The following is a 23,226-nucleotide window of genomic DNA, read 5'->3' on the forward strand; positions in this document are numbered from 1 at the left end:
GTCGGTTTTGCCCTTCCTATGCAAGGGGCCAAGGGGCGTCAACGGGCCAATGCCCGCCTGCTGTCACTGTGCCGCCACACCAGAAATTCCCCGTATCGTGGGCATAGCGTTTTCACCCCTGAATCGCGTAAGTTGAGGCAAAGCCAAAACACCGCATAAAACGGGCAGAAAATGACACGCATATTCGTTGCAATTCTTTTACTGATTACAGTCGGCATGCGCGCTGCGTATGCTCAACAGGGGGCTGACGCAGGGGTCTGGGTTCAGGTCGAAGCGCAACCATCGCTGCGCGAGGCGCAGGACCGGGCGCAAGTCTACGCCAATGCCCTGCCCGACGTGAACGGGTTCCGCCTGAACAGCGGCTGGTACGCCATCGTGATCGGCCCCTATCTGCGGGCCGACGCCGAGCAGGTGCTGCGCGTCTACCGGGCCGAACGGCAGATCCCCTCAGACAGTTTCATCACCTTTTCAGGCGCCCTTGGGCAGCAGTTCTGGCCAATTGGCGCAAACGTCCTGAACCGCGGGGCAATCACAGCGCCCGTTCAGCCCGAGCCGCAGCCAGAGCAGCCACAGGCCGGTCTGACGCCGCAACCTTCGGACGAGACGAGATCACAGGCCCTGCAGTCCGAGCGGCTGCTGAGCGGACAGGAACGAAAAGACCTGCAAACCGCATTGCAGGCTGCCGGGTTCTACAGTTCGACCATCGACGGGGCATTCGGCCAGGGCACACGTCGGTCGATGGCGGAATGGCAGCGATTCAATGGCTTTGAACCGACCGGTGTCCTGACGACGGCACAGCGCAAGGCTTTGATGGATGACTACAATGCCCCGCTGATCAGCGTCGGCATGGCCCGTCACGTCGATGATCGCGCTGGGATTTCCGTCGACCTGCCGCTTGGGGTAGTTGCCTTCGACCGATACGAGGCGCCGTTCGCGCATTTCAATTCCAGCGGTGATCTGGACGCACGGGTCGTTTTGATCAGCCAGGAGGGCAGCAAAACCACTTTGCGCGCGCTGTTCGAGGCGATGCAATCGCTCGAGATCGTGCCGCTGAACGGCCCGCGTGAGCTGCGTGGCGACAGGTTTACCATCGAAGGCCGTGGCAACGGGATCGTATCCTATACACAGGCCAATCTGAGCGACGGCAAGATCAAAGGCTTCACCCTTGTCTGGCCCGAAGGCGATGACGCACGCCGCGCCCGGGTTCTGGCCGCAATGACTGCCAGCTTTGAAACCACCGATGGTGTTCTTGATGCTGCGGCTGGCGCCAATGCCGAGCAAAGCATCGACTTGATGTCCGGTCTGCAACTCAGAAAACCAAGGTTGTCGCGATCGGGCTTTTTCGCCGATCCCAACGGTCTGGTCCTGACCGTGGCCGAGGCGGTGCAGAACTGCACCCGCGTCACCCTTGAAGACGGTCAGGAACTGCAAACCGCGTGGAGCGATCCCGAACTGGGCGTGGCGGTCCTGCGCCCCAACAAGACGCTGGCACCGATGGCCGTTGCGGCCTTGAACGAAGCCCAGCCTCGCCTGCAATCTGAAGTGGCCGTCGCGGGATACTCATATGGGGGCGCTTTGGGGGCTCCGACCCTGACCTACGGCAAGATCGCCGATATCCGCGGGCTGAACGGAGAGGCCGGTGTGACCCGCCTGAGCCTGACCGCACAACCCGGAGACGCCGGCGGCCCGGTATTCGATGATCACGGCAACGTGGTCGGAATGCTGCTGCCTGCGCGGACCGAGGGGCGCACCCTGCCCCGCGATGTCAGCCTGGCTGCCTCGGCCGACCGCCTTCACGAGATCCTGTCAAAGGCCGGGGCAACGGCTCAGACAGCGCAGGAAACCGGCCAGGTTTCGCCCGACGAGTTGAACCGCCGCGCGACTGGCATGACCGTGCTGGTGAACTGCTGGGGTTGACCGAAAGTCACGAACAGAATTTGAAGGCGCCGCAGGACATTGCGGCGCCTTTTTTCATCCCTTCAAGATATCGGGCGTGACGTGCACAAGGGTCGGCACGGGCGCGTCAAAGGCCGCGCGAACGGCAGCCTGCATTTCAGGTAGCGAGTTTGGAGCGGCCGACCGCGCACCGAAAGCCTCGGCCAGCTTGCAGAAATCAGGGTTGCGCGCGACAACCGCATTCGGAGCAATCTGGCTGCCGACCATGCTGTCCTCGATCTCTTTCAGCTTTCCGTTGTCCCAAAGGATCATGGGCAGCGACAACCCCAGCTCGACCGCCGCACCCAGTTCCTGCATCGTATAGTGGAACCCGTAGTCACCCGCGATCACGGCAGTTGGCTTTCCGCGCCGCGCAACCGCGCCGCCGATCCCGGCCGGCAGTGCATAGCCCAGAGTGCCGAACCCGGTCGGGTGGTGCCAGTGGTATGGGCGCGCCATGTCCCAGACTTCTTTCGCGACATAGGCGAACTGGGTCATGTCGGAATAGATCATGGTGTCGGCGGGCATCGCTGCACGCAAGGCGTCGGCAACCGGCACGATACCCGGTCTTTCCGCGTCGACCTCGGCGCGCCAGCGCGCTCGGGCTTCGGCCACCTCTTCCGGCGACCAGCCGGTGGCCGGTTTGCAGTCTTGGGTCGCGGACCACAGTGAATGGGCAAAACTTTCGCCGTCGGCCTGCAGCTTGACCGCCGCCCGGTGCCGGTCGGCCAGCACCTCGGGGTCGAGGTCAACCCGCACCAAGGTCGCCTTGTGGCCCAACCGGTCGCGCCAAAGGTCGACCTCACCCAATTCGGCACCGACCGCGATGACCAGATCGGCCGACCCAATCACCTCGGCACTGCCGGGTCGCGGCAAGGTCGCGCCGAAATCCAGGGTATAGCCGGTGCCGACCAACCCACGCCCCGCATAAGTGGTGAAACAGGCCGCACCGAGCTGAGACAGAATCTGGCGCCACAGGTTAGACCTCGACCCACCACCCAATATGAACAGCGGCCGCCGTGCGATGTTCAGCAGCGACAGAACCGGCGCAATGTCCGGCGCCAGAGCCTTGACCCGAACCGCGTCCTGGTTCGGAAAAGGAGCGGGGTCGGCCTCGGCCTCCAACTTCGCGATCGGGACCTGGATATGCTTGGGGCGCGGACGTTTCAGCGCGAACTCCTCAAAGGCGCGTTCGATCAGGCCATAGGCTGATTGCGCGTCGTTTGCCTGGCAGGACCAGTCGGTCACGCATTCAGCGGCCGCGCGCTGGTCTTTCATCTGGTGCAACTGGCCGCGCTGTGCCTGCGTTTCGCTCAGACAGGAGGACAGAACCAGCATCGGAACCGAGTCGGTATAGCCCTGCCCCATCGGCGTCATGACGTTGCACAGGCCAGGACCGGTGATCACGTAGGCCACGCCGGGCTTGCCCGTCGCCCGTGCATAACCGTCAGCCATGAAGCCCGCGCCCTGCTCATGCCGCGCCAGCACATGAGTAATGCCCGCTTCTTCGATTCCACGGTACATTTCCTGATTGTGCACACCGGGAATGCCGAAAATGACTTCGACCCCCCGATCCTTGAGCATGTGCGAGATTTGGGCGCCCAATGGTCTTTTCATCAGCCTCTCCAGAACCGAATGGTGAACAGGACATACACGGCCATCAGCTCCAGCCGGCCGGTCAGCATTCCGAAGGTCAACAACCACTTGGCCGTGTCGTTCAGCCCGGCAAAATTCCCTGCGGGGCCGATCTGATCACCCAAACCGGGGCCGACATTTGCAAGCGCCGTCGCTGCACCGGATACCGCTGTGATGAAATCCAGACCAGTCAGCGCCAGCGCCCAGGACAACGCCCCCAGCGACAGCGCGAAGAACATGAAAAAGCTCATGACCGATGTCAGGACATCGCGGCTGATGGCGCGGCCATCATATTTGGGCACGAACACTCCGTGCGGCGACCGGATCCGACTGATCTGAGCCTTGATGGAAGCAATCAGCAATTGATAGCGGAAGATCTTGATGGAGCAGGCCGTCGAACCGGCGCAACCGCCGATCAGGCCGATCATGAAGAACATCATGATCGGAAAACTGCCCCAGGTCATGTAGTCGACACTGGCGTAGCCGGTGCCGGAAATGATCGAGGTGATGTTGAACAACGACTCGCGCACCGCCTGTTCCCAGTGGTGCGGAAAGACCGATGTAAGAAAGACAGCCATGATCACCACCAGAACGGCGATCGTGGCCAGAAAGGCCCTGATCTGGCTGTCTTCCAGGATCGAGCCTGTCCGGCCGTTGACAAATTGCACATACCGCACGAACGGCAGCGCAGCCAGAATCATGAATATGGACGCGGCGTATTCCGCGGGCCCCGAGAACGTACCGAACGAGGCGTCATAGTTCGAGAACCCGCCGGTGGACATGGTTGTGAACGCATGAACGACCGCGTCGAAAAAGTTCATTCCCAAACCGGCATAAACCAGTGCGCAGGCTACGGTCAGGAAAACATAGATCAGCGAAATCTGGCCCGCGATCTCTTGCGCGCGAGGAAGGATTTTTCCCATGGTTTCAAACCCTTCCGAGCGGAAGATCTGCATACCGCCGACCTTGAGCTCGGGCAGGAAGACCATGGCCACGACAATGATACCGATCCCGCCCAGCCACTGCAGCAAACCGCGCCACAAAAGCAGGCCACGCGGCAGATCATCCAACCCGGAAATTACGGTCGAACCGGTGGTGGTCAACCCGGACATGGCTTCGAAATAGGCATCGACAAATCGCAGCTCGGTCTCACCGAACACGAAGGGGATTGCCCCGAACAGCGGCAGCGCGACCCAGACGCCGGTGGTCAGCAAAAAGGTCTGACGGATGGTCAGCCCCTCGCCCACACCGTTTGAGCAGCTCATGGCCAGAACCACGCCGGTCAGGATCGTGATGACACCGCTTTCAAAGAAAACGTTCCACTCGCCCCGACCCTCAATGATGTCCGCAAGCATCGGCAACAGCATGGTCGCCCCAAGTATGGCGACCAGCAAGCCAATCACATATCCGACCGGGCGAAGATCCATCATGATGGGCAGCGTTGGCGCGCCGGCCCGAAAGTGTCAAGCAGATGATCTGTGATCAGTCGTCCATTTTTTCAGCCACGGGCGGCATGGCCGGTGGCTTGGACGGCGCACGCGTGCGGCGCGTGGCCGGTTTCGGTGCCTCGGCGGGTTTGGTTGTTGCAGCCGCTACGGGCTTTTTGGCCTTGGCTTCTTCGGTTGAAGCCGCAGGTTTTGCCTCGGTGGGCTTGGCCTTGGGCGTCACGGCCGTTGCGGGTTTCTCCGATGCGACCGGAGTGACGCGCTGTGCAGGAGTGGCCGTTGCGACGGGCTGCGGCGGTTTTTGAGCCGTTGCAGGCGGCGTTTTGGGCTTGGCTGTGGCCTTCGTGACCGGTTTCGGTGCGGCTTTTGCGGGTGCCTTCGGCTTCGGAGCCGGCTTTGCGACCGTCTTGGCCTTGGCCCGGACCACAGGTTTCGCCTTCTTCGCGGCGGGTTTGGCCGTGGTTCGCGCCACCGGTTTCTTGGCCGACTTCACGGCCGGCTTCGTTGGTTCGGTGACCGACGCAACCGGCATGGGGAACACGGTTTGAGCAAATGCCTGCATCATTTTCATCTGGCTGGTCACGGCATAGCCGGCCAGACGCACGGCGGCGGCCTGCAGCTCAAGCTGTTGGGCAATGGGATTCATTCCAAGTCTCTCCTGTAGCAATGAAGCAGCCCGATTTCCGAGGTAGAAAAGCCCTTGCCGTTCCGATCGCGCGGACGGACGAAGGTGTATTGCAGTCCAAGGCGTAACACGTCCCGGCTTCCTTTCGGGGTGGTGCGCCACAACTGACATGGCGCGCCACAGCTGCATTCACCTTCAATGTATGCAAATAATCGCGCGCATGCAGCATTTTCTGCTGCATTGCGGCAAAAAGGCGCCTACCGCCCAATATACGCCGGTTTTCGCGGCGCTTTTCGGGTCAGCCGACGTGGAACAGCGTCGTGAACAGGCGCGGGTCCAGGCTGGTGGATGCAAAAGTCGGCCCCTCGGTCAGAATCGATACCGCATCGTGGCTGTGCAGACTTTCCTGATGGCTGGCGATGACGCGGAAGTCACCCACGTGATGATCGGCCAGCAGCTCGGCACAGAACAGACGCGCGGCGTCTTCGACAAAGATGGGGTTGGCGGCGTTCAGCTCAGCAAAGGCCTGTTCGTCCTCGCGCTTGACCATCACCTGGGTTTCGGTGGGGACGGCACGGCGGCACAGGGCGATCAGATCCTCGAACCACAGGCAATCGGCGTCACAATCGACCACGACCGAAATGCGCGCCACGGAACGCTGCGAATGCGGCGTCGCAAGCTGTCCGCGCACCGACCGGGCGTGTTCGCTGAGTTCCAGCGAGCATGGGCAGGTCGAAGAATAGACATAGTCGAGATGCATGATCTTCTGACGCACGCCGCCCTGTTCGACCAGTTCAAGCGCGATGTCGTAATACTGATATCCCTCAAGACCCGAACGCAGGCTTTTGACCCGATCGGGATAGGAGAAGCGCATCTGAAGCCTTGCATCGAAACTGTCGAGGTCGGTCAGATAATCGCTCAGCGCAGATTCCATCACCTCGAAACTGAACGTACGCTCGGCATGCTTGTAGAAGGACCGCATGATCCGGGACATGTTGATGCCCTTTTTCTCGGCTTCGAGGCTGACGGTGCCCGTAACCGAGGTTTCCAGCGTCAGGTCCGGACCGTTCTTGCTGTGAAACCGGATCGGCAGACGGAAATTCGAGATGCCCACATGCTGGATCTGCTGTTTCGCACCGCGGATCAGGCTGGACGGGCCGTTCTGGAGATCGGGCAAAGCAGATTTGTAGGCTTCGTCGACTTTGAAGTCTTCGGGGTATTCACGTGACATCGAAGGGTAGTTGTCCGGCATCAACCCGGGCACCAAGCGCGCCACGGCTGGATCAAGCTGGCTGATCTCGGCCTCGCTGGCGCCCTTTGCCCATTTCCGCAGGACCTTGAGAGCCGCAGCGGCCTCGTCCCGATCAGGTTTTTCGTCAATGTCGCGCGAATGAATGTTCATTGGCTGCGTATCCTCGGTGTGTCGTCAGGCCATCTCTGACTGCGGCGGAAACCGCAGTGTAACCCAATACGTTTGAGATAGCAGCCCGGATCGAAAAAACCATCGCAAAACCGCCATTTCCGAACGGATTGCGCCCTTTTACCCGGGCGACATTGCGCGGTTGCCGATGTGTTCAACGGCGCGTGTCCGCCGTCACACCGCAGCAGCCGACAATGCTTGCCGGATATCCTCCAGCAGATCGTCAGCATCCTCGAGCCCGACAGAAAAGCGGATCAAACCGGGCGTGATCCCCAATTCGTCTTTCTGCGCATCGCTCAACCGCTGGTGCGTGGTCGTTGCCGGATGGGTTGCGATGGACTTGGCATCGCCCAGATTGTTCGAAATCACCGGGATCGTCAGCGCGTTAAGGAACCGGAAGGCCGCGTCCTTGCCCCCCTTGATGTCCAGCGACAGGACCGTACCGCCCTTGCCCCCCAGTTGGCTCTGCACCAGAGCGTTCTGAGCATGAGATTTCAGGCCCGGATACATGATCCGCTCCAGCGTCTCATGGCCTTCCAGCGCGTCGGCCAGTTTCTGCGCCGTCTCGGCCTGGGCATTGACTCGCAGGGCCAACGTTTCCAGCCCCTTGAGCATGATCCAGGCGTTGAACGGGCTGAGTGCGCCGCCCGTGTGTTTGAGGTACGGCTCGACCGTTCCGCGAATGAACTCCTTGGTGCCCAGGATCACGCCACCCAGCGCGCGGCCCTGCCCGTCGATATGCTTGGTGGCCGAGTAAACCACCAGATCCGCGCCCTGCGCGATCGCTTGCGAAAACACCGGGGTCGAGAACACGTTGTCGACGATCACTGTGGCCCCCACCGCATGGGCCAGTTCGGCCACGGCGCGAATGTCGATCACTTCGAGCGTGGGGTTCGACATGGATTCGAAGAACACGGCCTTGGTGTCGGGCCGGATCGCGGCCTTCCATTGATCCAGGTCGGTACCGTCGACAAAGGTCACCTCGACACCATAGCGGGTCAGAATATTCTCCAGAATGTACAGGCACGACCCGAACAGGGCCTTGGCCGAAACCACGTGATCGCCCGCCTTCAACATCGAGGTCAGCGCCCCGTTCACGGCCGCCATTCCGGACGCCGTCGCAAAACCATCCTCGGCCCCCTCAAGCGCAGCGATGCGCTGTTCGAACATCGCAACCGTCGGGTTGCCATAACGGGCATAGATGAACTCGTCCGGGCCGGTCTCGATGAACCGAGCTTCCGCCTGCTCGGCGGTGTCGTAGACGAACCCCTGGGTCAGGAAAATCGCCTCGCTGACTTCGTTGTACTGGCTGCGACGGATACCGCCATGGACGGCTTGGGTGCGTTTGTTCCAGCTTTCGCTCATGTCTTTACCTTTCGGCCCCGAAACCCGAGGGCAAATCAAAAAAACCCCAGACGCGGTCAAGCGAAAGGGGTCTTTCATCCTGACCTTTTAGCGGTGTTGTTTAGCGTGGCCCGCAATCCGGTAACAAATCGCCACGTGGTTTCTGGATTGCGCATACGCCTCGGGCGCGCGGGCGTCAAGCCGCGACATCCACCGCGCACTTGCCCTTTGCGGCGAATGGCTCATGATCGTCCCGCAACACGGAGGCCTCATGACACACCCGATCGACCTGTATTTCTGGCCCACGCCAAATGGCTGGAAAGTATCCATTGCCCTTGAAGAGATGGGGCTGCCCTACCAGACCCACCTCATAAACATCGGCAAAGGCGATCAGTTCGCGCCCGAGTTTCTGAAAATCTCACCCAACAACCGGATGCCTGCGATCGTCGACCCAGACGGCCCGGATGGCGCACCGATCTCGGTTTTCGAAAGCGGCGCGATCCTGATGTACCTTGCCCGCAAGACCGGCCAGTTCTACGGGTCGACCGAGCGTGACCGGATCGCGGTCGAGGAATGGCTGATGTGGCAGATGGGTGGCGTCGGACCGATGGCCGGTCAGGCACACCACTTTCTGAAATATGCGCCCCAGTTGGACCCGCCGCAGGACCTGCCCTATGCCAAGGACCGCTATCGCACCGAGGTTGCGCGCCTGTACGGCGTTCTGGACCGGCGCCTTGCCGACAACGAGTATGTTGCCGGCGACTTCTATTCGATTGCCGACATGTCAATTTGGGGTTGGGCCAGCCTGTGGGAGGGTCAGCAGCAGACGTTGGAGGACAAACCCCACTTTGCCCGGTGGCTGGAGACCGTGGGAGCCCGCCCCGGAGTTCAGGCGGGACGTGCCCTGCATTCCGAGCTGCGCGGAGACCATCGCAGCAAAGACGCGCAGAACGTTCTGTTCAAACGGTAGTGTTCACCAAATGCTGAAATTTCAGGCAACTAGGAGCGAATCGCACCTCTTTCTGCATCAAGACCCTGACGACAGTTGAATTGCGCGTTGGCCGTTCTGTAACTACAAGCGGTAACAAGGAGTTAAGGTTTGGCGACATTCAATTTCACGGTTCCGATTTACGGGTTCGACCAATGGACCGGCGCATCGACGAACAACACTGTCGGCTATCCTGTCGGAACGACCTTTTCCTTGAATGCCGGTGCCGCACTGACCGTGATCAACGTCGAGGATGACGACGGCACGGCCAGCCAGCTGTTTTCGGACGGTTACATCGACACGCCCGGAGACGGGTTGTCGCCCAGTACGGCCAACAACGACCAGGTATTGAGCCAGGCGGTGACGATCAACGGACAGACCTTTCAGCCCGGCGATCAGGTCGAGCTTGAGTTCGGTTTTACGACAACCTCCGGCGACACGTTCTGGGTCATTCGCATCGATGGCGTGAATGTCGGCATCAGCGGCCCCGTCCTGCCAACGCCCGGTACGACCTATGAGGTTGCCGGCAGCAGTGATGGTCAGGCATCGCCGATTTCGAATGTCCCATGCTTTACCGCCGGCACACTGATCACAACCAAGAACGGGACAAAAAAGATCGAAGACCTGTCGGTCGGAGATCTGGTTCTGACCTACGCCGGCAGCTATGAACCGATCCGCTGGATCGGGCGCCGTGAGCTGGACAGCGTCGACTTCTCCGCCAATCCGAAACTGGTTCCCATCCGGATTTCCGCCGGCGCGCTCTGCGCAGGGCTGCCAACACAGGACCTGACCGTTTCACCCCAGCACCGCATTCTGGTGCGGTCAAAGATCGCGCAGCGCATGTTCAACACCAACGAGGTGCTGGTTTCGGCCAAGTCGCTGCTGCCGCTGGACGGCATTGACCGGGTCTGTGCCACGGAGTCCGTTTGCTATTTCCACCTTCTTTTCGACACGCATCAGGTCATCTTTGCCAACGACACCCAAGCGAAAGCCTCTTCGCCGGTCCCCAAGCGCTGAAATCCATCCCCGAGGCGGCTCGCGCCGAGATATTGGCCCTGTTCCCCGAGCTTGAGGACCCCGGCTTTGAACCGCGGCCAGCTGCCCTGATTCCAAAAGGTCACAAGCAGCGCGGTCTGATTTCGCGTCACCTCAAGAACGGTCAGGCGCTGTTGGCCTGATCGTCATTGGGTTTTTTCTGACCCGGGTCGGATTGTGCGCGAGCTACCGTCAGGTCTTTCGGCAGACGAACGTGGTCGCTGACAGTGGCATCGTCATGCCCTGCGGACCAAAGACGCGCTTCAATTCAGAGAACATCCGCGCCGCCACGTCCGTGGGATCCACGCCGCCGCGCTCTCGTATTTCATCGACCAACGGGTTTCCAAAAACCAGAGCGTGGGCAAAGGCTTCCGGGTTGACGATGGTCTTCGTCAACCGGATCGTTTCGTGTTCGATATCCGTCCAGCCTGCGGCCCTCAGATCAGCCCGGACAGCCTCGGGGTCACCATAGTGAAACGGTACCTTGTAGAATCCCGGCGGATCCTGCGGAAAGAAATGCGCCCCCACATCGTGCGCGACCTGCGAGAACGGGTTTTCGGACATCGGGCTCCACACGTTGAAAACATAGCGCCCACGCGGTCTGAGCACCCGCGCCGCCTCATGGAACGAAGCGGGTTTGTCGGGAAAGAACATGACCCCGAACTGGCAGGTAATCAGGTCGAACGCGCCGTCTTCGAACGGTAGATTCATCGCGTTGACGACCGCGAACTCGACGTTGTCCGCCGCCGAGAATTTGGCCTTTGCAACCTCCAGCATGGGCGCGTTCAGGTCCGAGATCAGAACTTGGGCCTCGCTCGGCAGCACATCGCACAGCTTGCGGCTCAGGATCCCCGTACCCGCGGCCAGTTCAATGGCCTTGGCCACCGGCTCTTCGGCGCAACGGGCGGCAAGTCTGTCCGCGTAGTCAGTGAAGATATTCGGGCCCAACCCCGCGTCGTAATGACTTGGAATATTGCCCACGAAACCAGCCGAATTCGTCGACATCTGCGCGCCCCCCGGCAACCGCATGATGCAAAAGACTAGCCGAAATTGCGCGTTTTGGCGAACTCATTCTGCTCTGCAGTCGGCTGGGGCCGGTAGGCATCCGCCCCGTCACCCCGCACCAGCAGGTCCAGCATGCCCGATATGTCCTCGATCTCTTCCGCGATCACATGGGTCACCGCATGGGCCCGCTGCATCCGCCCGGTCACCCGCAGCAACCGCCCCGAGATCACCGCTCGGCGGAACCGCTCATAGATCTTGCGCCAGACAATCACGTTCACGATGCCGGTCTCGTCTTCGAGCGTGATGAAGATCACCCCTTTGGCCGTACCAGGCCGCTGCCGCAGGATCACCAATCCCGCCACAGCAACCCGCGCACCCTCGGGCGGGTCGTCCAGTCGGTCGGCTGGAAGGCAAGCCGGTGGTCTCGGCCATGGGCGGCCCGAACTGGGCTGTGGTGTCGATGCGATACGCATAAGAACAAAAATAGAACAAATGCCCTGAATGTCCAGATGCAGGGGACCGAAACCATAGCCAGAAAGGTCATGCGCTACGCGCGACCGCAGCGCAGACAAGGGTCACTTGGCGTCATGCGCGTTGAACGTGGCCAAACCTTCCCGCAGAACCGCCTTGGCCTTGGCCAGGTCATCCCCGTCCAACGCATCCAGCGCCCGCAAAACGTCACTGCGCAACCGCAGAGCCTTGGGGCCCGGTGCTCCGACCGGATGAAGCTCATCGTCATTCGCTGCTGCCAATGCACCATGGCTGATCCCGTCGATCACCTCCACGATTTTCGCCTGGCTTTCGCCAAACCACGCGGCAATGTCATGCTCGGCATCGCCCCGCTCGTTCATCCCAACCACAATCTTTGCGTCCTGAACCGTCAACGGCATCTGCTCACTCCCTTATCAAATCACGGTCACACGACCAGAACACAAATCCATGCACGCAACAATCGAAACCGCTATCCGAGCCTCAACCTTTGATGGAATAAACCGGTCAAACCACTCGGTTGCGGCGCGAACGCGTGGAATTTGGGCGACAATGACGGACCGTTTGCCCGATCACGCCCCGATTGGTCGCAAATGGCACTGGAAAGACCTAAATCCCTTGACTAATGAGGAACCTGAACACCGCAGAAGGAAGACGCGAGCAATGGCAAAGATCACCTATGTCGAGCATGGCGGCACCGAACACACAGTCGAGGTCGCCAACGGCCTGACCGTCATGGAAGGCGCCCGTGACAACAACATTCCCGGCATCGAGGCCGATTGCGGCGGCGCCTGCGCTTGCTCGACCTGTCACGTCTACATCCATCCCGATTGGGTCGAGAAACTGCCTGCCAAGGACGACATGGAAGAAGACATGCTGGACTTCGCCTACGAGCCCGACCCGGCCCGTTCGCGTCTGACCTGCCAGATCAAGGTGACTGACGAACTGGACGGGCTGGTCGTCCAGATGCCGGAAAAGCAGATCTGATGCGACGGCGCATGTCCCGCTCGTCCGGCGGCATGCGCTGCGGCTTCAAAGCGCCGCGTCCGGCGGTGCGCTTTTGGCCGTGCCACGTACGCGGCGCGCTGATGGCTGTGTGCCTGTGGCTGGCGGGTCCAGCCTTGGCCGCCGAAACCATAGTGACCGCCCGCTACACGGATCCGACCACCCGCTATCCCCACGGCGTTCTGGGTGACCAGATCGAATGGGGTTCGATTGAACTCACGCTTTCAGATGGTAAACACCGCAGCTTCACGCTGCCCGATCATCTGGTCTTCGAAGACCTAGCGCCCCGCGTGATCGACGTCACGGGCGACGGGCTTCCAGAAGTCATCGCGGTGGAGAGTGACGCGCAGCACGGCGCGCGTCTTGCCATCTACGACCCGCACGGCCGCATGGCGGCGACACCGCATATCGGCACCCGTTTCCGCTGGCTGGCTCCGGTCGGAGCGGCAGACCTGAATGGCGACGGGCATATTGAAATTGCCTATGTCGACCGCCCTCACCTGGCCAAGACCCTGCGCATCTGGCGCTTCTCAGACGGCCGACTGACGGAAATCGCCGCGCTCCCCGGCCTGACCAATCACCGGATCGGAGAGGATTTCATTTCAGGCGGGCTTCGCTCCTGCGACGGCCAGCCTGAGTTGATCGTCGCCAGCGCCGATTGGCGCCGGATCATTGCCGTCCGCTACGATGGCGGCTGGCAAACCCAGGATCTTGGCCCGTTGAAAAACCGACAAGCCCTTATGAGCGCGCTGAACTGCTGATCCGGGGATTCATCTGGTCAAGAAATCCCGAGGTGAGGCCGTCGGCCGAGCCCCCTTTACCTGCGGACCCTCAAACCGTCAAAGCGCCCGCCACCCGATATCGCGACGATAGAAGCCGCCCGGCCAATCGATGGCCTCGACCATCGCATAAGCGTTGTCACGCGCCTCTTGCAGTGTTGCTCCGCGCGCCGTCACGTTCAGAACCCGGCCCCCTGAGGCCACTATCTGCCCGTCCTGCGCCTTGGTGCCGGCATGAAAGACCATATGGCTGCTGTCCTCGGGCAAGTCATCCAGCCCGTTGATCACGCTGCCTTTTTCATATGCCCCAGGGTAGCCCTGCGCGGCCATCACCACGGTCAAGGCGTGATCGTCGGCCCAGTTGACCCGCGCCTCGTCCAGCCGTCCCTCGGCTGCCGCATGCATCAGGTCCAGCGCCTGCGCCCCCAGACGCATCATCAGCACCTGACATTCCGGGTCGCCAAAGCGCACGTTGTATTCCACCAGCCTCGGCTGCCCGTCCTTGATCATCAGCCCGGCATACAGCACCCCCTGAAACGGCGTGCCGCGCCGGGCCATCTCGGCCATCGTCGGGCGCACGATCTGTTCCATCGCACGTTCTTCGACCTCGGGGCTCAGAACCGGTGCCGGAGAATAGGCCCCCATGCCGCCGGTGTTCAGGCCGGTATCGCCCTCGCCCACGCGCTTGTGGTCCTGCGCGGTGCCGACCGACAGGATGTTCTCGCCGTCACACAGCACGAATAGCGAGGCTTCTTCGCCGTCCATGAACTCCTCGATCACCACCTCGGCCCCGGCCCCGCCGAAGGCGCCGCCGAACATGTCGTCCACGGCCTCCAGCGCGGTCGCCTCGTCCATCGCCACGATCACGCCCTTGCCCGCGGCCAGACCGTCGGCCTTGACCACGATCGGCGCACCCTGCTGGCGGATATAGGCCTTGGCCGGCTCGGCCTCGGTGAACCGGGCGTAGGCAGCGGTGGGCGCACCGGCCGCATCGCAGATTTCCTTGGTAAAGCTTTTAGAGGCCTCCAGCCGCGCCGCCTCGGCCGAGGGGCCGAACACCAGAATGCCCGCCTCGCGTAGCCGGTCGGCAACCCCGGCGGCCAAGGGCGCCTCGGGGCCGATGATCACGAAATCAATCGCGTTTTCCTCGGCAAAGCTGACCACCGCGCCGCCATTCTCTATATCCAGCGCCGCGCAATCGGCGATCTGCGCGATCCCGGCATTGCCCGGCGCCACGATCAGGCGGTCGCATTTGGGGTTCTGCATCACCGCCCAGGCCAGGCTGTGTTCGCGCCCGCCGCTGCCGAGAATGAGGATGTTCATGAAAGTCTCCGATCTGCTTGGCCTTGCCTGCGCGGCGTTCTAAGCTGCGCGAGCTATCGAAACAAGGCGCTGAAATGTCCGACCTGATTGACGATCCGATTCCCGGCCAGAATACACCCGAATACACCGTGTCCGAGATCTCGGGCGAGGTGAAACGTACGCTGGAAGGCACATTTGGCCGAATCCGCGTACGGGGCGAGGTCGGGCGTGTGTTCAAGGCGCGCTCGGGGCATTTGTACTATGACATCAAGGACGACCGGAACGTGCTGGCCTGCACCACCTGGAAGGGCCAGATAGCGGGCCTGTCGGTGGTGCCGGAAGAGGGGCTCGAAGTCGTCGTCACGGGCCGCCTCACAGCTTTTGGCGCGCAGTCGAAATACAACCTGAACGTCGACGAGGTGGCCGTAGCCGGGCAAGGCGCGCTGATGGCGCTGCTGGAAAAACGCAAGAAACAGCTCGAATCCGAAGGGCTCTTCGCGCCCGAGCGCAAGCAGCCCCTGCCCTTCCTGCCGCAGTTCATCGGCGTCGTCACCTCGCCCTCGGGCGCGGTGATCCGCGACATCCTGCACCGCCTGCGCGACCGTTTCCCGCGCAAGGTGCTGATCTGGCCCGTGGCCGTGCAGGGCGCCAATTGCGCGTCCGAGGTCGCCAACGCCATTCAGGGCTTCAACCGCCTGACACCCGGCGGCGCGCTGCCCCGCCCCGATCTGATCATCGTCGCCCGCGGTGGCGGCTCGATCGAGGATCTGTGGGGTTTCAACGAGGAAATCGTCGCCCGCGCCACCGCCGAGTCCGAGATTCCGTTGATCTCGGCCGTGGGGCACGAAACCGATACCACGTTGATCGACTATGTCTCGGACCGCCGCGCGCCGACCCCCACAGCCGCCGCCGAACTGGCGGTGCCGGTACGGATGGAGCTGCTGGCCTGGACCGGCGAACAGGGCGCGCGTCTGTCCCGCGCGGCCACCGACGCAGTACAACGCCGGGCGCAACGCCTGCGCGATCTGTCGCGCGCCCTGCCGCGGCCCGAGACTCTGCTGGACGGTCCGCGCCAGCGACTGGACCTGATTGCCGATCGTCTGGCTCCTGCGTTGCAACGCGGTGTGCAGAACCGCCGCCTGCAGGTGGTGGAACTGTGCGGGCACCTGCGCCCGTCAACGTTGCGCAACCTCGTGGCCGCGCGGCGCGACACGCTGCGCAACCTGTCCTCGCGCCTGTCGATCCGCCCGATCCAACGCGACATCCAGCAGCAGCGCGAACGGGTCAACCAGTTGGCCCAGCGCATGACAGCCGCGCAGACCCTGCGGGTGGACCGGCTCCGCCAGCAATTGGATGCGACTGACCGGTTGCGCGAGACGCTCAGCTACAAAGCCACGCTTCAACGCGGCTACGCCGTGGTGCATTCCGAAAGCGGCGTGGTCACCACAAAGGCGCAAGCCAGCAAGCACGCTGCACTGACCATCGAGTTTGCCGATGGAGAATTGAAGACCGCACCGCTGTCCGGGACGACCCCGACCGCCAAGAAACCGTCCAAGCCACCAGCCCCGGATCAAGGGTCGCTGTTCTGACGAAGGCCAATGTTCAGACGCCGACCTCGGGCCCGTAACAGATCATATCTTCGTCGACGTCGGCTGCTTCGTACAGTTCGGTGGCTTCGGGGTTGCCCTCGAACTGCGCGATTAGTCCCTGGGACGAGCGGGTAAAGACCCAGCATTGCGGGTCAGGGCGGTCTTCGTAAACAAAGCAAATCTGGCCGTTCTGTTCGTACCAGATGCCCTCCTTGCAGTCGCCATCCAAAAACGACCAGACTACGCGCCGGTTGGGCAAATACCGTTCGACGCCATAGGTCGTTCCACCGAAGCCGTAGAACAGGGTTTTGCCGCGTGTATAGGCATCGAATTCTGCCCCTGACAAAGTCTGCGCGACGACCGGCTGGGCCAGCAAAGATCCGAGAATCAACGAACGTATCCACATCGTTTCATTCTGGCAGATGCCACGGCCGCGCGCCAATCTTGGAACGCCCTGCCCCAACGTTATGGGTTGAGCGTAAACTCAGTTCGCGGCGACACTGAATCGCATCGGAGCCATCGGAAGGCAGGACATGACGATACTCGTACTCGCAGCGCTGGCCTGTGCCCTGGCCTACCTGGCCCTGACGGCCCGTCCGGCCAGCCTGCTACGCACGGCGCTGAAAACCGCAAGCGTCGCCCTGCTGGCGGTCGAGGCGGCGGTGCAGTCCGGCCCATTGCTTCTGATCCTCGCGTTGTCTCTCTGCGCCTTGGGCGACGCCCTTCTGTCGCGTGAGACCGAAGGCACCTTCATGGCCGGCATCGGGGCGTTCGCCGCCGGACATCTGGTTTACATCGCACTGTTCCTGACCCATCCGTCAAGCGACACCGCCCTGATCCTGGGCAAACCCGGATACGCCTGGACGCTGGTCATTCTGGGCATCGTGATGGCCACGCTCCTGGCCCCTCGGGCCGGTGATCTGCGCGGACCGGTCCTGGCCTATATCCCGATCATTTTGGGTATGGGCATCACCGTTTTGGCCCTGCCCGAGGCCGGAGCGCTGCGATGGGCTTTACCGGCCGCGATGGCCTTCATCGCCTCGGACCTGATCCTGGCAACCGAAAGGTTCCTGCTGCCGCCCGGACACCCGGCCCTGCGACTGACGCCCTATCTGGTCTGGCCGCTCTACTGGGGTGCGCAGTTCGGCTTTTTCCTCGCCTTCACCTGACCCTTTGCAACTGCCGCCATTCCGCATTAGGTGAAGGAAACACCTGCGGAGACCAAGATGGCGTTTTTTACCAAGCTCAAGGACCGGCTGTTCAAATCCTCGTCCCGCCTCGAAAAGGGGCTTGAGGCAATCGTCGAGGACGGCGGCGAAGAAACCACCGCCCCTGACCCGGTGGCCCCCCAGCCCGAGCCCGAGCCGCAACCTGTCCCGGAAATCCCCGAACCCGCGCCCACACCGCAACCGGTCGAGACACCGTCGCCCGAGCCGGCCGATCCAACGCCCGCACCGCCTCCGCCGGAACTGCCGGAACAGGCGCAATCCAAAGGCCTGATCGGGCGTCTGTTCGGTCGCGGCGATGCCGGGCCGGTGGTGCGTCGCACGCTGGACGACGACATGCTCGAACAGCTCGAGGAACTGCTGATCGCCTCGGACATGGGTGTCGACACCGCCCTGCGCGTCACCGCCAACATGGCCGAGGGGCGCTATGGCAAGAAACTCTCGACGCAGGAAATCAAGCAGCTGCTGGCGCAGGAAATCGCCCGCGTGATGGAGCCGGTCGCCAAACCGATGCCGATCTACCCCAAGCGCCCGCAGGTGGTGCTGGTGGTGGGCGTCAACGGGTCCGGCAAGACCACGACGATCGGAAAGCTGGCCAGCCAGTTCAAGGCCGCCGGCAAAAAGGTGGTCATCGCCGCGGGCGACACTTTCCGCGCCGCCGCCGTGGAACAGCTGCAGGTCTGGGGCGACCGCGCCGGTGTGCCGGTCCTGACCGCGCCCGAAGGCTCCGACCCCGCCTCGCTGGCTTTCGACGCCCTGACCAAGGCGCAAGCTGAAGGCGCCGACCTGCTGATGATCGACACAGCCGGCCGCCTGCAGAACCGCGCCGATCTGATGGAGGAACTGGCCAAGATCGTCCGCGTCATCCGCAAGATCGACGAAACCGCCCCGCACAACACCCTGCTGGTGCTCGACGCCACCACCGGCCAGAACGCGCTCAGCCAGGTGGAAACCTTCCGCAAGCTGGCCGATGTCTCGGGCCTGGTGATGACCAAGCTCGACGGCACGGCCAAGGGCGGCGTGCTTGTGGCGCTGGCCGACAAGTTCGGCCTGCCGATCCACGCCATCGGCGTCGGCGAACAGATCGACGATCTGGCCCCCTTCGACCCCGAGGAATTCGCCGCCGCCCTGACCGGGCTCGACAGCAACTGACCTTCATCGGGCCCCAAATATCCTCAGGGGTCTGGGGGTGGAAAACCCCCAGCTTCTCCACCAGCGAAAGACCCGCAGCGTGAGCGACTGGCTGATCTCCCTCGAAGGCACCGAGGCCGGGCACAGGCTGGCCCTTGGCCTCGCCCTGATGGCGGCCTTTCTGCATGCGGTGTTCGGCGCGCTGCAGAAGGGTCGGCACGACCCCTGGCTGTCGCGCGGCGCGATCGACGCCTGCTATTGCCTGATGGCCGCACCCTTTGCGTTCTTCGTCGTGCCCTGGCCCGAACCTTTCATGTGGCCGATATTCGCCGTGGTCTGGCTGATCCATGTCGCCTACAAGACGCTGCAGGCGATGGCCTATACCAAAGGGTCCTACACCGTGGTCTACCCGGTGGTGCGCGGCACCGGCCCGCTGTTCACCGTCATCGGCGCCTATCTTCTGTTCAATGAAACCTTCTCACCGACCCAATGGCTGGGCGTCGCCGTTCTGCTGACGGGTATCTTCGGGTTGGCCGCCTACAATTTCCGTTTCCTGGAAACCAACCGCGAGACTTTGGGCATCGCATTGGCCCTTGCGGTCGCAACCGGCCTCTTCGTGGCGCTCTACACAACCTATGACGCCTACGGCATCCGCGCCACGGCCGATCCGTTCACCTTTCTGGCCTGGTTCTTCATGATCGACGGGGCGACCATGCCGATCTACGCCTTCCTACGCTGGCGGGCGATGGTTCACCGCCCGGCAATCGGGCCGCTGATGCTGAGGGGGCTTGCAGGCGGGCTGATCGCCCCCATGTCTTTCGGAGCGATCATGCTGGCCACCCGGCTGGACAAGGTCGGCGAAGCCGCGGTGCTGCGCGAAACCTCGACCGTCTTTGCCGCCCTGATCGGCTGGCTGGCCCTGAAAGAGACCGTGGGGCCTCGGCGCATAATCCTGATGGCATTGATTGCATTGGGCGCGGTAATAGTTGAAATGGGCGGGTGAACAGCAGGACGACAGGCATGGCAGACAAGAAAGAGATCAATCCGTTTCTGAAACAGGTGCTGGAACTGGGACCACCGCTGGCCTTCTTCTTCATCTACCTGCGCCTGCGCGACGACAGCTTTCTGATCGGCGGCACCGAATATTCCGGCTTCATCGTGGCCACCATCATTTTCGTTCCGCTGATGCTGGGGGCGATGGGCGTCCTGTGGTATCTGACCGGCAAACTCAGCCGGATGCAGATCTTCACCGCCATCATGGTCATCTTCTTCGGCGGCCTGACCGCCTGGTTCAACGACGAGCGGTTCTTCAAGATGAAAACCACGCTGGTCTACGGGTTCTTCTCGATGATGCTGGGCATCGGCCTGCTGCAAGGCAAATCCTACCTCGCCTATGTGCTGGACGAGATGCTGCCCATGCGCCACGAGGGCTGGATGATCCTGACCCGCCGCCTGTGCGCCTGTTTCGCCGTGCTGGCCGTGGCCAATGAACTGGTCTGGCGCACCCTGTCCACTGATCTGTGGGTCAAGATCGAAACCTTTGGCTTTCCGATCGCTTTGATGGGGTTCCTGATGCTGCAATTCAGCATCCTGCAAAGCTATATGGACGATCCGGACAAACAGTAATGCGTCCCTGACACGGGCCGGCGAACCTTGGGGAAACCTTCGGAAAACCGGATAAAATCCTTGGCTTAGCTCCAAAGCTGTGGAAAGCTGGGAAACCACCCACACCACTCATCCGGAGAACCGTGTCTTCCATGACCGCCTTTCCGAACAGCGGGTTCCTGTCCGAAGCTTCAGACCGGCTTCGTGATATGCTCACTGCGCTAGCCACTTCTGTCTCGCTGGACCGCGGCGAGGTCTTGTTCGAACAAGGCGACGAGGGTGACGCCCTCTATGCCTTGCTGGAAGGCGCTTTGGAGGTGTCCTTCCTGGCCATGAGCGGGCGCAAGTTGGCGCTCAGCCTGATGCGCCCGGGCGAGGTTTTCGGCGAAATCGCCCTCTTCGACAGCGGCCCGCGCACCGCCACGATCACCGCAGCCGAGCCGTCGCGTGTACTGCGCGTGCGTCGCAAGGATCTGATGGAACAAATCCGCAAGCACCCCGAACTGGCCGAGGACATGATCCGGCTGGCCGGACTGCGCATGCGCTGGATGGGGGCGCAGTTGAACGAGCAGGTATTCCTGCCGATGCCTGTGCGACTTGCGCGAAAGCTTCTGCTTCTGGCCAACCAGCAGGACGCGCCGTCCGAACGCATCGCCCTGTCGCAGAGCGAGCTAGCGGAATTCGTCGGCGCGACGCGCGAGGCGGTATCCAAGACGATCTCGACGTGGAAACGCTCGAACGTGGTCGAGGCTTCACGCGGTGGGCTGCAGATCCACGACTTTGACGCCCTGCGCCAACTCGCCGAATCCGATCTGATCTGACCTGCTGCCCGGAAAATGACCCGGATGTGATCCGCTTCACATACAACGGGATTCGCTTCCATTAGGTAATGAATTGTTACCGTAGGGTGCCAGAGTATCATCCCCGATATCTGTCCACTGGCATCTCCCTGCACCAGAGCCACGCGCCTCCCCGGCGTGTGGCTCTTTTGATTTCTGCAGCCAAAACGACAATCGGCCGGAGCATCTGCCCCGGCCGATCATTTTGACCAAACTGGCTGCCCTACTCTTCGAGGCTCAGCGCGACGAAGCGCGGATCGCCACCACGGCGCACCAGCAGCAGCAGGGACTTGCGCCCCGCCTCCCGAGCCTCGTCCATCCGATCCTCGAGATCGGAGATCGACGACACTTTCTGCTGACCAGCCTCGGTGATCAGGTCGCCTGCCCGCAGGCCTTTGGCGTAGGCTTCGGAGGCCTCATCCACATCCGTCACAACCAGACCATCTGCGTCCGCGTCCAGACCCAGATCTTCGCGCAACGTGTCGGTCAGCGGCGAAATCGTCAGGCCAAGGATGTCTGCATTCTCGTCCAGCGGCGCCTCTTCCGCACCATCATCATCGCCGGTTTCCGCACGCTCGGCATCCTCGCGACGCCCAAGAGTGACAAGCACGGTCTGAGTGCTGCCGTCCCGCTGAACAACCACGCGCACGGACTTGCCGACCGGTGTCTCACCGACCTGCCGCACCAATCCGCGCGTGTCCTTCACCTCGACACCATCAAAGCTGAGAATCACATCCCCTGCGAGCAGACCCGCTTCTTTGGCAGGGCCGTCCGGCACATCGCTGATCAGCGCGCCGCCCGGCTTGTCCAGGCCCATCGCCTCGGCCATATCCTCGGTCACGTCCTGAATGCGGACACCCAGCCAGCCGCGGCGGGTTTCGCCGAATTCCCGCAACTGATCGACAACCTTGGACACCACGTTCGACGCCATCGAGAACCCGATACCGATCGACCCGCCATTCGGCGACAAGATCGCGGTGTTCACACCGATTACCTGACCGTCCATGTTGAACAGAGGACCGCCCGAGTTGCCCCGGTTGATGGCCGCATCCGTCTGGATATAGTCGTCATAGGAACCGCTGAGCTCGCGATTGCGCGCCGACACGATCCCGGCAGATACCGAGAACCCCTGGCCCAGCGGGTTGCCCATGGCAACCACCCAGTCCCCTACAAGCGCTGTGTCGCTGTCGCCGAAAGTGACGTATTTCAGCGGACCCGACGCCTCGACCTTGAGCAACGCAATGTCCGTTTTCTCATCCGTTCCGATAACCTTGGCCGGCAGCTCCTTTACGGGCTGACCATCGCCGGGGAAGAATTCGATCAGAATTTCATCCGCCTCTGCGATGACGTGATTGTTGGTGACGATGTAGCCATCCTCGGAAATCACGAACCCCGATCCCAAGGCGTTGCTGCGGCGCGGGCGATTGTCCTGGTCGCCATTGCGGTCCTGGAACTCGCGGAAAAAGTCCTCGAACGGGGAACCCTCGGGAACGATCCCCTGCGCGCCCGACTGCCCCTCGATCAGGGTCGTCGTGGTGATGTTGACCACGGCCGGGCTGATCCGGTTGACCAGCGGCGCCAGGCTTTCCTGACGGGCCTGTGCAGCCAACGTCTGGAGCAACAAAAGGGAAACCGCGGCAAAGGCCAGCCACAAAAGCCGCGCCATCGTCACCACATCGTCCCGGCGGACGGATACACTGTGTGCTACTGCCTGCACTTGGTCTCTCCTTGTCGACATTGTTCTGTTGGTGGCTGCCTGAGCAGCTTGCTGGGAAACAATGTAGTCAGTTTGTGACCGCCCGCAACTCGGGAAGTTGAGGAATTCACTG

General features: G+C 62.1%; 22 protein-coding genes and 1 riboswitch. Of the genes, 11 read left to right on the forward strand and 11 right to left on the reverse strand.

Features of this window, described 5'->3' with window-relative positions:
- Positions 1-171 precede the first annotated feature (171 nt).
- Complete coding sequence (locus tag K3752_RS10745; protein WP_311201676.1) at positions 172-1,917, forward strand: serine protease; 1,746 nt, start codon at positions 172-174, stop codon at positions 1,915-1,917.
- A 54-nt stretch (positions 1,918-1,971) separates the two neighbouring features.
- On the opposite strand, the gene K3752_RS10750 is transcribed toward K3752_RS10745, so the two are convergent.
- The 5 genes from K3752_RS10750 to metZ all read right to left on the reverse strand — a co-directional run bounded on the left by K3752_RS10750 (position 1,972) and on the right by metZ (position 8,425).
- Positions 1,972-3,552 carry a thiamine pyrophosphate-binding protein gene (locus tag K3752_RS10750; protein WP_260063223.1) on the reverse strand — a complete coding sequence of 527 codons (1,581 nt, stop codon included), beginning with the start codon at positions 3,550-3,552 and terminating at the stop codon, positions 1,972-1,974.
- Positions 3,552-5,000, reverse strand: coding sequence for a TrkH family potassium uptake protein (locus K3752_RS10755; RefSeq protein ID WP_170443191.1), 1,449 nt, complete (start codon positions 4,998-5,000; stop codon positions 3,552-3,554). Before K3752_RS10755 ends, K3752_RS10750 begins: the two co-directional genes overlap by 1 nt.
- Positions 5,001-5,052: 52 nt before the next feature.
- Positions 5,053-5,661, reverse strand: a complete 609-nt coding sequence (locus K3752_RS10760; protein WP_170366456.1) for a hypothetical protein — start codon at positions 5,659-5,661, stop codon at positions 5,053-5,055.
- A 277-nt stretch (positions 5,662-5,938) separates the two neighbouring features.
- Positions 5,939-7,042 (reverse strand): GTP cyclohydrolase FolE2, encoded by a 1,104-nt coding sequence (gene folE2, locus K3752_RS10765; protein ID WP_170358571.1) that lies wholly within the window; start codon positions 7,040-7,042, stop codon positions 5,939-5,941.
- Positions 7,043-7,234: 192 nt separating this feature from the next.
- Positions 7,235-8,425, reverse strand: coding sequence for an O-succinylhomoserine sulfhydrylase (gene metZ, locus K3752_RS10770; protein WP_260063224.1), 1,191 nt, complete (start codon positions 8,423-8,425; stop codon positions 7,235-7,237).
- A 67-nt stretch (positions 8,426-8,492) separates the two neighbouring features.
- Positions 8,493-8,570, reverse strand: a riboswitch (SAM riboswitch).
- Between the two features lie 105 nt (positions 8,571-8,675).
- On the opposite strand from metZ, the gene K3752_RS10775 reads away from it, so the two are divergent.
- Both K3752_RS10775 and K3752_RS10780 read left to right on the forward strand, forming a co-directional pair.
- Positions 8,676-9,374: a glutathione S-transferase N-terminal domain-containing protein gene (locus tag K3752_RS10775; protein WP_170390486.1), complete on the forward strand. Its 699-nt coding sequence runs from the start codon at positions 8,676-8,678 to the stop codon at positions 9,372-9,374.
- A 129-nt stretch (positions 9,375-9,503) separates the two neighbouring features.
- Positions 9,504-10,409: a Hint domain-containing protein gene (locus K3752_RS10780; RefSeq protein ID WP_260063225.1), complete on the forward strand. Its 906-nt coding sequence runs from the start codon at positions 9,504-9,506 to the stop codon at positions 10,407-10,409.
- A 210-nt stretch (positions 10,410-10,619) separates the two neighbouring features.
- Here K3752_RS10780 and K3752_RS10785 read toward each other — a convergent pair whose 3' ends face one another.
- The 3 genes from K3752_RS10785 to K3752_RS10795 form a co-directional block, all read right to left on the reverse strand.
- Positions 10,620-11,432, reverse strand: a complete 813-nt coding sequence (locus K3752_RS10785; protein ID WP_260063226.1) for a class I SAM-dependent methyltransferase — start codon at positions 11,430-11,432, stop codon at positions 10,620-10,622.
- Positions 11,433-11,467: 35 nt separating this feature from the next.
- On the reverse strand, positions 11,468-11,905 hold the full coding sequence (locus K3752_RS10790) for an OB-fold nucleic acid binding domain-containing protein (RefSeq protein WP_170338358.1): 438 nt from the start codon (positions 11,903-11,905) through the stop codon (positions 11,468-11,470).
- Between the two features lie 102 nt (positions 11,906-12,007).
- On the reverse strand, positions 12,008-12,322 hold the full coding sequence (locus K3752_RS10795) for a hypothetical protein (protein ID WP_093962513.1): 315 nt from the start codon (positions 12,320-12,322) through the stop codon (positions 12,008-12,010).
- A 262-nt stretch (positions 12,323-12,584) separates the two neighbouring features.
- Here K3752_RS10795 and K3752_RS10800 point away from each other — a divergent pair, with 262 nt between their 5' ends.
- Both K3752_RS10800 and K3752_RS10805 read left to right on the forward strand, forming a co-directional pair.
- A complete protein-coding gene (locus tag K3752_RS10800) occupies positions 12,585-12,908 on the forward strand; it encodes a 2Fe-2S iron-sulfur cluster-binding protein (protein WP_093962514.1) in 324 nt (107 codons plus the stop codon).
- A gap of 32 nt (positions 12,909-12,940) precedes the next feature.
- Positions 12,941-13,687: an FG-GAP repeat domain-containing protein gene (locus tag K3752_RS10805; protein WP_409233618.1), complete on the forward strand. Its 747-nt coding sequence runs from the start codon at positions 12,941-12,943 to the stop codon at positions 13,685-13,687.
- Positions 13,688-13,765: 78 nt separating this feature from the next.
- Here K3752_RS10805 and purD read toward each other — a convergent pair whose 3' ends face one another.
- On the reverse strand, positions 13,766-15,028 hold the full coding sequence (gene purD / locus K3752_RS10810) for a phosphoribosylamine--glycine ligase (RefSeq protein ID WP_260063227.1): 1,263 nt from the start codon (positions 15,026-15,028) through the stop codon (positions 13,766-13,768).
- Between the two features lie 74 nt (positions 15,029-15,102).
- Here purD and xseA point away from each other — a divergent pair, with 74 nt between their 5' ends.
- A complete protein-coding gene (xseA, locus tag K3752_RS10815) occupies positions 15,103-16,596 on the forward strand; it encodes an exodeoxyribonuclease VII large subunit (protein WP_260063228.1) in 1,494 nt (497 codons plus the stop codon).
- Between the two features lie 13 nt (positions 16,597-16,609).
- On the opposite strand, the gene K3752_RS10820 is transcribed toward xseA, so the two are convergent.
- On the reverse strand, positions 16,610-17,002 hold the full coding sequence (locus K3752_RS10820) for a hypothetical protein (RefSeq protein ID WP_170370735.1): 393 nt from the start codon (positions 17,000-17,002) through the stop codon (positions 16,610-16,612).
- A gap of 127 nt (positions 17,003-17,129) precedes the next feature.
- On the opposite strand from K3752_RS10820, the gene K3752_RS10825 reads away from it, so the two are divergent.
- The 5 genes from K3752_RS10825 to K3752_RS10845 all read left to right on the forward strand — a co-directional run bounded on the left by K3752_RS10825 (position 17,130) and on the right by K3752_RS10845 (position 21,379).
- A complete protein-coding gene (locus K3752_RS10825; RefSeq protein ID WP_260063229.1) occupies positions 17,130-17,765 on the forward strand; it encodes a lysoplasmalogenase in 636 nt (211 codons plus the stop codon).
- 57 nt (positions 17,766-17,822) lie between these two features.
- Complete coding sequence (gene ftsY / locus K3752_RS10830) at positions 17,823-18,974, forward strand: signal recognition particle-docking protein FtsY (protein ID WP_260063230.1); 1,152 nt, start codon at positions 17,823-17,825, stop codon at positions 18,972-18,974.
- A 79-nt stretch (positions 18,975-19,053) separates the two neighbouring features.
- Entirely contained in the window at positions 19,054-19,956 is a 903-nt protein-coding gene (locus tag K3752_RS10835; protein WP_093963009.1) for an EamA family transporter, read from the forward strand.
- A 17-nt stretch (positions 19,957-19,973) separates the two neighbouring features.
- Positions 19,974-20,579, forward strand: a complete 606-nt coding sequence (locus K3752_RS10840; protein WP_170358553.1) for an inner membrane-spanning protein YciB — start codon at positions 19,974-19,976, stop codon at positions 20,577-20,579.
- Positions 20,580-20,710: 131 nt separating this feature from the next.
- Positions 20,711-21,379, forward strand: a complete 669-nt coding sequence (locus tag K3752_RS10845; protein WP_093962520.1) for a Crp/Fnr family transcriptional regulator — start codon at positions 20,711-20,713, stop codon at positions 21,377-21,379.
- A 241-nt stretch (positions 21,380-21,620) separates the two neighbouring features.
- Here the strand turns inward: K3752_RS10845 and K3752_RS10850 are convergent, their stop codons facing one another.
- A complete protein-coding gene (locus K3752_RS10850; RefSeq protein WP_409233599.1) occupies positions 21,621-23,114 on the reverse strand; it encodes a Do family serine endopeptidase in 1,494 nt (497 codons plus the stop codon).
- Between the last annotated feature and the right edge of the window lie 112 nt (positions 23,115-23,226).

The sequence above is a fragment of the Ruegeria sp. B32 genome (assembly GCF_025141855.1).
In the GTDB taxonomy this organism is placed as follows: Bacteria; Pseudomonadota; Alphaproteobacteria; order Rhodobacterales; family Rhodobacteraceae; genus Ruegeria; species Ruegeria arenilitoris.

Excerpts from the sequence above, each read along its gene's own strand:
- K3752_RS10745 (WP_311201676.1), top strand. The coding sequence starts at position 172 with ATGACACGCATATTCGTTGCAATTCTTTTACTGATTACAGTCGGCATG.
- K3752_RS10750 (WP_260063223.1), bottom strand. The coding sequence starts at position 3,552 with ATGAAAAGACCATTGGGCGCCCAAATCTCGCACATGCTCAAGGATCGG.
- K3752_RS10755 (WP_170443191.1), bottom strand. The coding sequence starts at position 5,000 with ATGATGGATCTTCGCCCGGTCGGATATGTGATTGGCTTGCTGGTCGCC.
- K3752_RS10760 (WP_170366456.1), bottom strand. The coding sequence starts at position 5,661 with ATGAATCCCATTGCCCAACAGCTTGAGCTGCAGGCCGCCGCCGTGCGT.
- folE2 (WP_170358571.1), bottom strand. The coding sequence starts at position 7,042 with ATGAACATTCATTCGCGCGACATTGACGAAAAACCTGATCGGGACGAG.
- metZ (WP_260063224.1), bottom strand. The coding sequence starts at position 8,425 with ATGAGCGAAAGCTGGAACAAACGCACCCAAGCCGTCCATGGCGGTATC.
- K3752_RS10775 (WP_170390486.1), top strand. The coding sequence starts at position 8,676 with ATGACACACCCGATCGACCTGTATTTCTGGCCCACGCCAAATGGCTGG.
- K3752_RS10785 (WP_260063226.1), bottom strand. The coding sequence starts at position 11,432 with ATGTCGACGAATTCGGCTGGTTTCGTGGGCAATATTCCAAGTCATTAC.
- K3752_RS10790 (WP_170338358.1), bottom strand. The coding sequence starts at position 11,905 with ATGCGTATCGCATCGACACCACAGCCCAGTTCGGGCCGCCCATGGCCG.
- K3752_RS10795 (WP_093962513.1), bottom strand. The coding sequence starts at position 12,322 with ATGCCGTTGACGGTTCAGGACGCAAAGATTGTGGTTGGGATGAACGAG.
- K3752_RS10800 (WP_093962514.1), top strand. The coding sequence starts at position 12,585 with ATGGCAAAGATCACCTATGTCGAGCATGGCGGCACCGAACACACAGTC.
- K3752_RS10805 (WP_409233618.1), top strand. The coding sequence starts at position 12,941 with ATGCGCTGCGGCTTCAAAGCGCCGCGTCCGGCGGTGCGCTTTTGGCCG.
- purD (WP_260063227.1), bottom strand. The coding sequence starts at position 15,028 with ATGAACATCCTCATTCTCGGCAGCGGCGGGCGCGAACACAGCCTGGCC.
- xseA (WP_260063228.1), top strand. The coding sequence starts at position 15,103 with ATGTCCGACCTGATTGACGATCCGATTCCCGGCCAGAATACACCCGAA.
- K3752_RS10820 (WP_170370735.1), bottom strand. The coding sequence starts at position 17,002 with ATGTGGATACGTTCGTTGATTCTCGGATCTTTGCTGGCCCAGCCGGTC.
- K3752_RS10825 (WP_260063229.1), top strand. The coding sequence starts at position 17,130 with ATGACGATACTCGTACTCGCAGCGCTGGCCTGTGCCCTGGCCTACCTG.
- ftsY (WP_260063230.1), top strand. The coding sequence starts at position 17,823 with ATGGCGTTTTTTACCAAGCTCAAGGACCGGCTGTTCAAATCCTCGTCC.
- K3752_RS10840 (WP_170358553.1), top strand. The coding sequence starts at position 19,974 with ATGGCAGACAAGAAAGAGATCAATCCGTTTCTGAAACAGGTGCTGGAA.
- K3752_RS10845 (WP_093962520.1), top strand. The coding sequence starts at position 20,711 with ATGACCGCCTTTCCGAACAGCGGGTTCCTGTCCGAAGCTTCAGACCGG.